This window comes from Lysinibacillus sp. NPDC058147 (assembly GCF_042884205.1).
Lineage (GTDB): Bacteria > Bacillota > Bacilli > Bacillales_A > Planococcaceae > Lysinibacillus.
This window is the reverse complement of sequence record NZ_JBHVUJ010000009.1, coordinates 1-12,333: the sequence shown is the minus strand read 5'-3', so window position 1 is coordinate 12,333 and position 12,333 is coordinate 1. Positions and strand designations below refer to the sequence as shown.

Genomic DNA, 12,333 nt, shown 5'->3' with positions numbered 1-12,333 from the left:
TTGAGTGATAGATAATATAATTAAGTAAAAATATGGGTGGGATGGTGCGAATGATCATGAGAAAAAAGCTGCTAGAAATAAAAGGTTTAAAGACAACCTTTTTTACAGATGATGGGCAAATTCCTGCCGTAGATGATATCGATTTTTCTGTCCATGAGGGAGAAATTTTAGGGATTGTAGGGGAATCAGGAAGTGGAAAAAGTGTTACATCACTGTCCATTATGGGATTAATACCGTCACCACCTGGAAAAATAACAGGTGGAGAAATACTATTAGATGGCGAAAATCTCGTACCATTATCTGATAAACAAATGCAGAAAATTCGTGGGAAAGATGTGGCGATGATTTTTCAGGAGCCTATGACATCTTTAAATCCTTTGTTTACAATTGGGGATCAGCTAAAAGAAGCGATTTTAATTCATAATCCAAAATGGTCGAAAAAAGAAGCATTTGCAAGGGCAATTGAAATTATGAAACTAGTAGGTTTACCGCGTGCTGAGGAATTATTAAAAGATTATCCACATCAACTATCTGGGGGGATGCGGCAACGGGTCATGATTGCAATGGCACTTGTCTGTGATCCGAAGGTATTGATTGCTGATGAGCCGACTACTGCACTAGATGTTACGATTCAAGCTCAAATCTTGCAGCTTATGAAAGATTTAAATAAACGTTTAAATACAGCTGTTCTATTAATTACACATGATTTAGGCGTTGTAGCAGAAACATGCGAGCGAGTTATTGTAATGTATGCAGGTCAGATTGTAGAGGAGGCACCTATTCAGGAGATATTCGTTAATCCAAAGCACCCGTATACACAAGGACTTATTAAATCTGTCCCTGATATGCGTTATAAAAAGGACAACCTTTACTCTATACCAGGCAGTGTACCAAAGCCCGGAAGTATTCAGGAAGGCTGTCGTTTTGCAGCGCGTTGCGAATTTGCGATGGATCGCTGTGTACAAGAAACACCACCTTTATATGAAGCAGCAGAGCAGCATAAATCGAGATGTTTTTTACTAGAGAAACAGGAGGTGGAGCACCATGTCGAAAGTGTTGTTGAAAGTTGATGGTTTAAAAAAGTATTTCCCCATTCGGAAGGGTGTCTTGAATACACAGGTTGGAGACGTAAAGGCAGTGGATGATGTTTCCTTTGAAGTTTTTGAAGGAGAAACATTAGGTATTGTTGGTGAGTCCGGGTGTGGTAAATCAACAACTGGCCGACTTTTAATGCGATTGCTTGAGCCAACAGAGGGCGAGATTGAATTCGCAGGTAAAATGATTTCTGAATTATCTAACAATGAAATGCGCAAAGCCCGTAGAGATATTCAAATGATTTTCCAAGATCCTTATGCATCGCTTAATCCTAGGCATAATATTGGAAAAATACTAGAGGAGCCTCTTATTGTTCATGGGATGGGCAATGCAAAGGAACGGAAACAGAAGGTTTTAGAGCTTCTCGAAATTGTTGGGTTAAATGAATATCATGTGAAACGGTATCCCCATCAATTTAGTGGTGGTCAAAGACAGCGAATCGGCATTGCCCGTGCTCTGATGACGAATCCGCGTTTGATTATTGCCGACGAGCCTGTCTCTGCACTCGATGTGTCAATACAGGCTCAAGTATTGAATTTATTGCAAAACTTACAAAAGGACTTAAAGCTTACTTATATATTTATCTCCCATGATTTAGGGGTTGTACGCCATATTAGTAATCGTGTAGGTGTAATGTATTTGGGGAAATTAGTGGAGTTGACAGCAAGCGAGGATTTATATGCTGAGCCCCTTCACCCATATACTCAGGCACTGCTATCCTCGGTACCTGTTCCAGATCCTACGTTTGAACGTGAACAGCTCATTATTTCTGGAGATATTCCGAGTGCTTCGAATCCGCCAAGCGGTTGTACTTTCCATACGAGATGTCCATTTAAAAAAGAAGAATGTTCTCAAGTAGTTCCGAAAATGCAAGAAGTGAAACCGGGTCATTATGTTGCTTGCCATCTATATGATGCTATCCAACATTCAATGATATAAAAAAACTTAGGGGGAAATTTAATGAAAAAAAAGAAGCTTTGGACTTTGGGTGTAATGCTTATCCTTGTTCTTTCGACAATCTTAGCTGCTTGTGGTGGCTCAGATACTAAGGATGCGGGTAGTAAAGATACTTCAAGTGGTGGCGATAAAGCTAGCAGTGGCGGACCAAAAATATTAGTTTATGGTCGTGGTGGTGATTCAGTAGCACTAGACCCTGCAGTTGTAACTGATGGTGAATCATTCACGGTTACTGCAAATATATATGAAACATTAGTGAACTTTGGTGAGAAAGATGTAACAATTCAACCAGGTTTAGCGAAATCATGGGAGCCGTCAGAAGATGGTTTAACATACACATTCCATCTTCAAGAAGGTGTAAAATTCCATGATGGCACTGATTTCAATGCAGAAGCAGTTGTTAAAAATTTTGAACGCTGGAAAGCTGGCGCTGATAAACACCCTTATTACAGCTCCCAATTTGTAGTAGGTGACAAGCAAGTGATTGAATCGGTAACGGCTAAAGATGATAATACTGTTGTATTCAAGCTTAGCCAGCCACAGGCACCTTTCCTGAAAAATTTAGCAATGTCTCCGTTTGCAATTGCTTCTCCAAAAGCTTTTGAAGCAAATGAAGAAGGATTATCTACAAATCCAGTAGGTACGGGTCCATTCAAATTTGTGAGCTGGGTACGTAATGATGCAATTACTATTGAGAAAAATCCAGATTACTATATTGATGGTTTACCAAAATTAGATAAAGTAATCTATCGTTCAATTCCAGATAACTCTGCACGTTTAACTGATTTAACAGCAGGAAATATTGATGTTGCTGATGGTTTAAGTCCTTCTGATAAATCTTCAATCGAATCCAATGCAAAATTACAATTAATCGAACGTCCATCTATGAATGTTGGTTATCTTGGACTAACGGTAACACGTCCACCGTTCGACAACGTAAAAGTTCGTCAAGCAGTAAATTACGCAATCGATAAACAAGCATTAGTAGATGCATTCTATGAAGGCTTAGCGGTACCAGCGAAAAATCCTATGCCTCCAGTAATTTCAGGCTACAACGATGACATTAAAGGCTATGAGTATGATCCAGAAAAAGCTAAAGCATTATTAGCTGAGGCTGGCTATGATGGTAAAAAAATTCAGCTGTGGGCTATGCCTGTACCACGTCCGTATATGCCAGATGGTAAAAAAATTGCGGAAGCAATCCAAAAAAATCTAGATGATGTTGGAATCAAATCTGAAATTGTATCTTTTGAATGGGCTACGTATTTAGAAAAAGCGCAAAACGGTGAAGCAGATGCATTCTTACTTGGTTGGACAGGTGATAACGGAGATGCGGATAATTTCCTTTACACTTTATTAGACGGGGATAACATTGGTTCTAACAACTATACATTCTATGACAATAAAGAATTACACAAACTTTTAGTGGCTGCACAAACTGAAATTGATGAGGACAAGCGTAATGCACTTTACAAGCAAGCACAAGAGATCATCTCTAAAGATGCGCCATGGGTTCCGCTTGCTCACTCTACTCCAATTTTAGCTGCTAACACTAAAGTTACAAACTATATTGCACATCCAACAGGTTCTGACCGTTTAGCTAATGTAGATATGAAGTAGGCATAAAAGGGTTATTCTTACAATTTTGATTTAAGAGGAAATTTTAAAGAATCTGCTTGCTTTCTGCGGGTAAGCCGTAGAAATCTAGCGGATTCTTTTTACAAGATAGAAATATTTTTTCTGTATGAAAGACCAATCATCTAAAACCGTTTGGTGAAGGCTGACCCTTTCTACAGTATGCGTTGAGACTTCAATGCTTTTGATGAAAAAGTATTTTATGAAAATAACAGAGGGGTGAAGAAGATGCTTCACTATATGGGAAGACGTGTGTTTCAATTAATCCCAGTTTTGCTTGGAATGACTTTTATCGTTTTCATGTTAATTCGTGCGATTCCTGGTAATCCAGCGCAAGTAATTTTAGGACAGCAGGCAACGAAAGAAGCGGTCGAAGCGTTAAACGCAAGTTTAGGATTAAATAAGCCGTGGTATACACAATATTTTAGTTATTTAGGTGGCGTTTTTCAGGGGGATTTAGGAGTATCATTACGTACTAAATTACCTGTATCACAGGAAATTTTTCCGTATTTAGCGGCGACAGCTGAGTTAGCGCTATTTGCCATGATTATCGCAGTGATAGTAGGAGTAAATGCAGGTATTATTTCTGCTTGGTTCCAAAATTCTTGGTTCGACTATGTGGCAATGGTAGTTGCTTTAATTGGGGTGTCTGTCCCAGTCTTCTGGTTGGGCTTAATGGAACAATGGGCTTTTAGTGATAAGCTCGGCTGGTTCCCGACATCAGGTCGAGAAGATGTACGAGATCCAATAACCACCATTACTCATTTTTATTTACTGGATACGCTCATACAAGGCCGCTTTGATCAATTTACTGAAGTATTAAAGCGATTAGTATTACCTGGCATGGCACTCGCGACAATTCCGATGGCGATTATTGCAAGAATGACTCGATCGTCTATGCTTGAAGTAATGCGCTCTGACTATGTACGCACCGCCAGAGCAAAGGGGCAAAAAATGTTTATTGTCGTTTATAAGCATGCATTAAAAAATGCAATTATCCCAGTGCTAACAGTAATCGGTTTGCAAACGGGATTACTGCTAGGGGGTGCCATATTAACAGAGACAATCTTCAGCTGGCCAGGCATTGGTCGTTATATATATGATGCCATTGGCTTCCGAGACTATCCTGTTATTCAATCAGGTATTTTAGTAATTGCATTTATTTTTATCATGATTAACTTAATTGTGGATTTACTGTATACAGTAATAGATCCACGGATTAAATACAAATAGAGGGGAGAAGCGATAATGACTGGAGCGATAGATATAAAAAAAGAAGCTGCACCAAGTCGTGAACGAGCGGCAGGTCCTTGGAGAGAAGGATGGAGTAGCTTTAAAAAGAGCAAAATCTCCCTAGTAGGTGCAGGCATTGTACTATTTTTTATTATACTTGCTATAGTTGGCCCGATGATTGCTCCTGAAGGAATGAATGAACAAAATCTTTCGAATCGTTTATTAGCACCGTCAAGTGAACATTGGTTTGGAACAGATGACTTCGGGCGGGATATCTTCTCTAGAGTTATACACGGGGCTAGTATTTCTTTGAAGGTAGGCTTTTTTTCGGTTATTCTTTCTGTAATTGTAGGTAGTTTCCTTGGCATTATAGCGGGTTATTATGGAAGATGGATTGATACGATAATCTCGCGTATTTTTGATATTCTGTTAGCATTCCCTAGTATTTTACTAGCTATTGCGATAGTAGCAGTACTTGGACCATCATTACAAAATGCATTGATTGCCATTGCCATTATTAACGTGCCGAATTTCGGGCGCTTAATTCGTTCGAAAGTATTAAGTGTTAAAGAAGAAGAATACATCGTAGCAGCAAAGGCCATCGGAATGCGTGATTCACGAATTTTGTTCTCGCATATTTTGCCAAACTCGATGACCCCAATCATTGTGCAAGGAACGCTAGCGATAGCGACAGCGATTATTGAAGCGGCAGCACTGGGCTTCCTTGGATTAGGAGCTCAAGCACCAGCACCGGAATGGGGGAAAATGCTAGCGGATGCCCGTATCTATTTATTAAAGGCGCCTTGGACGATGATTTTCCCTGGCTTGGCTATTATGCTAACGGTTCTTGGCTTTAATCTAATGGGTGACGGTCTACGTGATGCACTTGACCCGAAAATGAAAAGTTAATAAAAAAGAGCGAAGGGATGGAGATAATGCCAACCCCTCGCTCTTTTTAACTATTAAATGAATTCTTCTTCAAACTCCACATTGATTTCATGGCCATGATGAGTTTGATACGAAACGATGAGCGTATCTAAATGCTCTAGGTTTTCTTCGTAATCTAAAATACGCGATAAAATATAAAGCAAATGATAGCTCGAGAATTCTGTATCACCTTCCTCATGCGCATAACTGATCTGTTTAATGAATATTTCCATTAACTCGTTGCGCTGAACATAATCGATGTTTTTACTCCACTCGGAATGTTCGGGCTTTAATTTCCCTGTATATTTTAATAGTAGCTGCTCATGGTAAGTTAGCAAGAAATCAAGTCGCTCTTGAATCATTAAATGAAACTGCGTCGGTAGCTGTGCTAATTCGTTTTCATGATTATGAAGACGATGAAGCAGCTCTAAACTTTTCTTTGACGTTGTAATCATTTGACGATAAACAACTAATTTACGTGCTTTTACATACTTTTTATTTTTTAAGTAATTACGCTCTTCCTTATAAAAATCATACAGTGTGTCAACTCGTTGCATACGTGACTTAAATTTGCCTAATGCCTCTTTTGTAGAAGTATGCTCAGATGCCTGGCGAACAGCAAGTCGCGTCCATCGGATAATATCATCCTGTAAAAAGTAAATCTTACGGAAAAGCTTTACTTCATATTTTGGTGGTAGGAAGAACAGATTGACAACAAATGCTGCTAACACCCCAACTAATATGGTAACAAAACGAATAAGACCAAATGTAAGAAAGTCATCTCCTTGAAACTCCATAATAGCTACAACTGTAACAAGTGCTAGAGACAACGATTTTTCAAGTTTAAATTTCAACATTATACCGATAGCAACAATGACTGCAATGCCAATTGCTACTACATGGTGACTAAAAAGCAAGCCAAAAATGACCGCGATAGTAGCTCCTATAATATTAGCTTGTACTTGCTCAACAATTGTTTGATAGGAGCGATAAATAGATGGTTGAATCGCAAAGATAGCTGCAATTCCTGCAAAAACAGGTGAAGGTAGCTCTAGCAACTCAGCAATAAATAGTGCAAACACAATTGCAACACCAGTTTTAAATACACGGGCACCTAATTTCATAGAAAATGGATGTCCTTTCTGTCTAAAATTTTAAGCTTCCTTACATTATAGAAGGAACTGCCCATAAAATACATAGATTTGTATGTCATTTAAAGAAAAAGACGACTCACAGGGAGTCGTCTTTAAAAGTTAATCTTAGACACTATTCTAAATTGCACTGCTCATTAAGCGTTTAGCCTTTACATTTACAAATTACAATTGTGAAAACGCAATATCTACCGCTTTTATTGTTTCAAGAATATCTGCTTCTGTATGCTCTGTCGTTAAGAACCAAGCCTCATATTTTGATGGAGCTAAATTAATGCCTTGTGCAAGCATTAATTTAAAGAAGCGTCCGAAGATTTCACCGTCTGAGCTTTCAGCTTGCTCATAGTTTTCTACTTTCACATCTGTAAAGTAAATTGTCAGAGCACCTTTAAGGCGATTAACAGTAATTGTTACATCATGTTTTTTTGCTGCAGCCAAGATACCTTCTTCTAAAATGGCTCCAAGACGGTCCATTTCATCATAAATTCCAGGAGTTTGTAATACTTCTAGGCAGGCAATTCCAGCTTGCATAGATGCAGGGTTTCCTGCCATTGTGCCTGCTTGATAGGCAGGTCCAAGTGGAGCAACTGTATCCATAATTTCTTTACGGCCGCCGTATGCACCAATCGGTAAACCACCACCGATTACTTTACCAAGTGCAGTTAGGTCAGGTGTTAAGCCTAATAAGGTTTGAGCACTACCATAGTGGAAGCGGAAAGCAGTAATAACTTCATCGTAAATAGTTAATGCACCTTTTTCCTTTGCTGTAGCATGAACTAATTCTAGGAAGCCAGGGTTAGGCTCTACAATACCGAAGTTTCCAACGATAGGCTCTATTAAAATAGCTGCGATTTGATCGCCCCATTTATCCATTGCTTCTGTAAATGCTTCAGGGTTGTTAAATGGTACAGTAATAACTTCCTCTGCTGTAGAAGTTGTAACACCTGCTGAGTCTGGAGTGCCTAATGTTGCAGGACCAGAACCAGCAGCTACTAGTACTAAGTCAAAGTGACCATGGTAGCAACCAGCGAATTTCATAACTTTTGTACGGCCAGTATAAGCACGTGCAACACGAATTGTTGTCATAACAGCTTCTGTACCAGAGTTATTAAAGCGTACTTTATCCATAGATGGGATTGCTTCTTTTAACATTTTAGCAAAAGTAACCTCGTATTCAGTTGGAGTCCCAAACAAAGTTCCATTTTCAGCCGCGTGTGTAATAGCCTTTGCGATATGTGGGTGACCGTGACCAGTAACGATTGGACCGTAAGCTGCTAGATAGTCGATATAACGGTTGCCATCAACATCCCAAAAATAAGCACCCTTCCCGCGAGCCATTGCAACAGGTGAACCTCCACCAACTGCTTTATAAGAACGAGAAGGGCTATTTACACCACCTACGATATGCTGTAGCGCTTCTGCGTGTACTGCTTCAGATTTTGTGTGATTCATATATATTGCCTCCTAAATCTTTATACTTCATCTATTGTAGACCTATCAGTGCAAGAAATCCAAAGAAATTAAGGGATATGATTTGTTTTGCTATTTAGAGTAAAATAGAGCGTACAGAGGAGGAGATTGATATGGCTTTAATAGAAGGTAAAAAAGCACCTGATTTTTCCCTTATAAATGAAAAAGAAGAAGTAGTAAAGTTAGTGGATTTCAAAGGACAAAATGTTATTTTATATTTTTATCCTAAAGATATGACACCAGGCTGTACGACGGAGGCTTGTGACTTTCGTGACAAGCACGAGGATTTTAGTAAATTAAATGCAGTTGTACTTGGTATTAGTCCTGACGAGGCAAAAAAACATACCAAATTTATAGATAAGCACGGGTTACCATTCTCGCTATTAGTGGATGAGGATCATGCAGTAGCGGAGGTGTATGGCGTGTGGGTATTGAAGAAGATGTATGGACGTGAATATATGGGGATAGAACGTTCGACATTTTTAATTGATACAGAAGGAAATCTCTTAAAGGCTTGGCGAAAAGTACGTGTGAAAAATCATATTGAAGAAGTATATACATATTTAGCAGAATGGGAGGCGACGAAATGAGAATTTATTTTACGTTTGAACCAAGACCAGATTTACGTGAGCCACTAGTAGCAGAATTTCCACAAGTTGATTTTGTTTTTGAAAATGGTTTATCAAACGATGAGCTACAACAAGCGGATGTACTTGTCACATATGGTGAAGATTTAAATGATGAAAATATTCAGTATGCGACGAAGGTTAAATGGATTTTTGTAGCTTCAGCGGGAATTGAAAAAATGCCAGCTCAAGCCATTATTGAACGAGGGATAGTAGTTTCGAATGTACGTGGCATTCATAAAACACCAATGGCAGAATCAATGCTTGCCCACATTTTAGCGATTAAGCGTGCACTGCCTTGGATGTATGAACAGCAGAAGAAAAGTGAATGGTCAAAAAAAGCGAAACAAACCGAGCTGAGGGATAGTACAGCACTTATTTTAGGGCCCGGAGCTATTGGCTCGGAAGTAGGTCGCTTATTGCAAGCATTTGGAGTTATGACAATTGGCTGTAACCGTTCAGGGAACGAAGCGGCATATATGCATGAGATGGTGAGTTTTGATCAATTAATCGGAGCTTTACCTAAGGCCGATATTGTCATTTCTGTATTACCTAAAACAGAAGAGACTACACATTTATTGAAAGAAGAACATTTTAAAGCGATGAAAAATGATGCCATTTTCATGAATTTTGGTCGCGGAAACTTAGTAGAGGAAAATGTTTTAATCCATGCCATTCAAGCAGATGAGATTGGTTATGCTGTTTTAGATGTATTTGAACAAGAGCCTCTAGCTGAGAATCATCTTTTATGGACTTTCCCGAATGTCATTGTGTCCCCACATATTTCAAGTCATTCATCACGTTATGTTGAGCGTAGCTTAGAGATCTTCAAGCCAAGTTTAGAGAAGTGGTTACGTGGTGAAACGGATTTAGAAAATATGATGGATTTATCCAGAGGTTATTGAATTAATCCTAATTAAACTGAAATGTGTATGATTGTTGACAGAAGTAAGAGTAATTCGATACACTAATTATAACAATTATAAATTAATAATCTTTATGGAAGAGGTGCATGACGATGTCTGAAACGCATTTACAGGATGCACTTGACACGTTAAAAACAACTGGTGTTCGTATTACTCCTCAGCGTCATGCTATTTTGGAATATTTAATTCAAACAATGGCACATCCAACTGCCGATGAAATTTATAAAGCACTTGAAGGGAAATTCCCAAATATGAGTGTAGCGACCGTCTATAATAACCTTCGCGTATTTCGTGAAGTTGGTCTAGTAAAAGAACTAACTTTTGGTGATGCTTCAAGTCGCTTCGATTTCGTTACAAACGATCATTATCATATGATTTGTGAATGCTGTGGCAAAATAGTCGACTTCCATTATCCTGGTCTCGATGAAATTGAACATTTTGCATCACAAGTAACAGGCTTTGATGTGCATGCGCATCGTTTAGAAATTTACGGCACTTGTCCATCGTGTAAAGATGTATCTGCAAAAGTACAATAAAAAAATCCTAGCTCTTAAATGGGGGCTAGGATTTTTTTGTCTTATTATAAGATTGGTCGAACTCTTTTCCTTCTAGAGTAGGATCCAGTGTTAACGGTTCATTGCAGTACATACACATATCTACACGACCTAATACTTTTGTGTGCTTATGGCAATTAGGGCATTCCACTTGAACAGCTTTTGTTGAAAGCAGTCCAATCCATGCATATACGACTGTACTACCAATAATACAAAGTACACCAAGAGTCATGAAAATTAATACTAGAATAGGATAGTTTTTAAAGAAGATTCCCCCATACATAACTACAAAGCCGATAAAAATAAGTGCTAATGCAAATGAACGGATTTTATTAATTTTACTTTTGTAAGGTTTCATTTATCATCTTGCCTCCCAATCTAAAATCTACTATAACATATAAGAACAAAGTATTTTAGCTTTGATAATGTGGAAAGAAGGAATACTTTTAGAGTATGTCGAAATTTTAACGAAATCAATTTCGCATTGGTGTAATTGAGTACGGTGAAAATCCGTGATATCCACTGAATGAAGTTAAAAGGTAACAAGTAAATAGAGGGGGACTGAACATGGAACAAGTTTTGCGTCCGATATACCAGGAACGTGCAAGTCAGTCGAATACATTAGGCGTTATTTTAGTGGGAAAACGTGAAGAAAAAAGTAATGTTACAGATACATTTGATACAGTCTTACTTATTATTGTAAAGGAAGCAGAAAAGCCAGTCTTTACGAAACATTACTTATATGAAGGAAATAAAGTAGCTTTACATACAGTTACTGAGAAAACAATACGAAAATGGCTACTTATTGGTTCAAATAAAAAAGTGGTCGATTGGATTTTCTTCGGTAGAGTATTATTTGATCGTAATGAATTTCTTCATAAATTAAAAATTGAATTACAGGAGTTTCCGTTTAGTGGTCGTAAAATCAAAACTGGCATTCAATTTTCAAAGTTAATTCGACGTTACTTAGAAGGGAAAGAATACTTTGATAAGGGTAGCTATCTCGATGCTTATAATCATGTAGTAGATTCGTTACATCATTTGGGCCGTTTATCCATCATTGATAGTGGACTTTATCCTGAAGTGACTGTTTGGGCACAGGTGAAAAAAATAGAACCAGCGATTTATAAATTATACGAGGAGCTTGTTACAAGTAATGAACCGATAGAAAAACGGTTAGAATTATTGTTTTTAGCAAGTGAGTTTTTAATACATTCACGTACTCGGGACGGCGCTCAACATATTTTAGAAGTAATGCAGACAAAAGAGACTTGGACAATTCAGGAATTGCACGATCATGATGAGCTCATGAATTACTCAGTTGATTTAGAAGTGTTTGTAGAATATTTAGTAGACAAAGGCTATATTCAAATTGTACCTATCGTTGCGAAAAGTGAAATGATATTCCACCGTCATTACAAGGTAAATAAAGAAGCTCTAGAAATGGAATAAGGACTGTAGTATGCTAGTAATCGAGGTATGAAAAATACCTCGATATTTTTTTATAAAAAGTTATTGACTTTTAATTTGTTGATATTGTATTATATTAATTGTCGCTAAGACATAACAAAAAAGCTCAACGAACGAAAAAAACTTTTAAAAAAGTTGTTGACATGAATTGAGTTAAATGTTAATATTAAGAAGTCGCTGAAAAACAACGACTTCAACATGAACCTTGAAAACTGAACAAGCAAAACGTAATCAATAAAGTTTTTAGTAGCTAACCTTGAGTTGGTGAACGAAACAAAATTTTGGACAT

Annotated in this window: 12 protein-coding genes; 9 read left to right on the top strand and 3 right to left on the bottom strand. The window is 37.9% G+C overall.

The genetic code is table 11. From position 1 onward, the window contains the following. Positions 1-56 precede the first annotated feature (56 nt). From ACFVT8_RS20730 to nikC, 5 genes are all read left to right on the top strand, one after another. The gene (locus ACFVT8_RS20730; protein WP_387085257.1) at positions 57-1,070 is read left to right on the top strand and encodes an ABC transporter ATP-binding protein; all 1,014 of its coding nucleotides are present in this window, start codon (positions 57-59) and stop codon (positions 1,068-1,070) included. Continuing rightward, positions 1,045-2,034 (top strand): ABC transporter ATP-binding protein, encoded by a 990-nt coding sequence (locus tag ACFVT8_RS20725; protein WP_053483077.1) that lies wholly within the window; start codon positions 1,045-1,047, stop codon positions 2,032-2,034. Before ACFVT8_RS20730 ends, ACFVT8_RS20725 begins: the two co-directional genes overlap by 26 nt. Before the next feature lie 21 nt (positions 2,035-2,055). After that, entirely contained in the window at positions 2,056-3,672 is a 1,617-nt protein-coding gene (locus ACFVT8_RS20720; protein WP_387085231.1) for an ABC transporter substrate-binding protein, read from the top strand. Between the two features lie 243 nt (positions 3,673-3,915). Continuing rightward, positions 3,916-4,920, top strand: coding sequence for an ABC transporter permease (locus ACFVT8_RS20715; RefSeq protein WP_387085233.1), 1,005 nt, complete (start codon positions 3,916-3,918; stop codon positions 4,918-4,920). Positions 4,921-4,935: 15 nt separating this feature from the next. Then, a complete protein-coding gene (gene nikC / locus ACFVT8_RS20710; RefSeq protein WP_387085235.1) occupies positions 4,936-5,829 on the top strand; it encodes a nickel transporter permease in 894 nt (297 codons plus the stop codon). Positions 5,830-5,882: 53 nt separating this feature from the next. On the opposite strand, the gene ACFVT8_RS20705 is transcribed toward nikC, so the two are convergent. Further along, on the bottom strand, positions 5,883-6,971 hold the full coding sequence (locus ACFVT8_RS20705) for an FUSC family protein (RefSeq protein ID WP_387085237.1): 1,089 nt from the start codon (positions 6,969-6,971) through the stop codon (positions 5,883-5,885). 192 nt (positions 6,972-7,163) lie between these two features. Continuing rightward, entirely contained in the window at positions 7,164-8,450 is a 1,287-nt protein-coding gene (locus tag ACFVT8_RS20700; RefSeq protein ID WP_387085239.1) for a glutamate-1-semialdehyde 2,1-aminomutase, read from the bottom strand. A gap of 131 nt (positions 8,451-8,581) precedes the next feature. Here ACFVT8_RS20700 and bcp point away from each other — a divergent pair, with 131 nt between their 5' ends. From bcp to perR, 3 genes are all read left to right on the top strand, one after another. Then, complete coding sequence (bcp, locus tag ACFVT8_RS20695) at positions 8,582-9,058, top strand: thioredoxin-dependent thiol peroxidase (RefSeq protein WP_387085241.1); 477 nt, start codon at positions 8,582-8,584, stop codon at positions 9,056-9,058. Then, positions 9,055-9,999, top strand: coding sequence for a D-2-hydroxyacid dehydrogenase (locus ACFVT8_RS20690; RefSeq protein ID WP_387085243.1), 945 nt, complete (start codon positions 9,055-9,057; stop codon positions 9,997-9,999). Before bcp ends, ACFVT8_RS20690 begins: the two co-directional genes overlap by 4 nt. A gap of 113 nt (positions 10,000-10,112) precedes the next feature. Next, positions 10,113-10,556 carry a peroxide-responsive transcriptional repressor PerR gene (gene perR / locus ACFVT8_RS20685; protein WP_049668868.1) on the top strand — a complete coding sequence of 148 codons (444 nt, stop codon included), beginning with the start codon at positions 10,113-10,115 and terminating at the stop codon, positions 10,554-10,556. Between the two features lie 25 nt (positions 10,557-10,581). Here perR and ACFVT8_RS20680 read toward each other — a convergent pair whose 3' ends face one another. Continuing rightward, complete coding sequence (locus ACFVT8_RS20680) at positions 10,582-10,932, bottom strand: YgzB family protein (protein ID WP_132363284.1); 351 nt, start codon at positions 10,930-10,932, stop codon at positions 10,582-10,584. Between the two features lie 209 nt (positions 10,933-11,141). Between ACFVT8_RS20680 and ACFVT8_RS20675 the strand changes: the two genes are divergently transcribed. After that, on the top strand, positions 11,142-12,026 hold the full coding sequence (locus ACFVT8_RS20675; RefSeq protein ID WP_387085246.1) for a nucleotidyltransferase-like protein: 885 nt from the start codon (positions 11,142-11,144) through the stop codon (positions 12,024-12,026). Positions 12,027-12,333 lie beyond the last annotated feature (307 nt).

Excerpts from the sequence above, each read along its gene's own strand:
- ACFVT8_RS20730 (WP_387085257.1), top strand. The coding sequence starts at position 57 with ATGAGAAAAAAGCTGCTAGAAATAAAAGGTTTAAAGACAACCTTTTTT.
- ACFVT8_RS20725 (WP_053483077.1), top strand. The coding sequence starts at position 1,045 with ATGTCGAAAGTGTTGTTGAAAGTTGATGGTTTAAAAAAGTATTTCCCC.
- ACFVT8_RS20720 (WP_387085231.1), top strand. The coding sequence starts at position 2,056 with ATGAAAAAAAAGAAGCTTTGGACTTTGGGTGTAATGCTTATCCTTGTT.
- ACFVT8_RS20715 (WP_387085233.1), top strand. The coding sequence starts at position 3,916 with ATGCTTCACTATATGGGAAGACGTGTGTTTCAATTAATCCCAGTTTTG.
- nikC (WP_387085235.1), top strand. The coding sequence starts at position 4,936 with ATGACTGGAGCGATAGATATAAAAAAAGAAGCTGCACCAAGTCGTGAA.
- ACFVT8_RS20705 (WP_387085237.1), bottom strand. The coding sequence starts at position 6,971 with ATGAAATTAGGTGCCCGTGTATTTAAAACTGGTGTTGCAATTGTGTTT.
- ACFVT8_RS20700 (WP_387085239.1), bottom strand. The coding sequence starts at position 8,450 with ATGAATCACACAAAATCTGAAGCAGTACACGCAGAAGCGCTACAGCAT.
- bcp (WP_387085241.1), top strand. The coding sequence starts at position 8,582 with ATGGCTTTAATAGAAGGTAAAAAAGCACCTGATTTTTCCCTTATAAAT.
- ACFVT8_RS20690 (WP_387085243.1), top strand. The coding sequence starts at position 9,055 with ATGAGAATTTATTTTACGTTTGAACCAAGACCAGATTTACGTGAGCCA.
- perR (WP_049668868.1), top strand. The coding sequence starts at position 10,113 with ATGTCTGAAACGCATTTACAGGATGCACTTGACACGTTAAAAACAACT.
- ACFVT8_RS20680 (WP_132363284.1), bottom strand. The coding sequence starts at position 10,932 with ATGAAACCTTACAAAAGTAAAATTAATAAAATCCGTTCATTTGCATTA.
- ACFVT8_RS20675 (WP_387085246.1), top strand. The coding sequence starts at position 11,142 with ATGGAACAAGTTTTGCGTCCGATATACCAGGAACGTGCAAGTCAGTCG.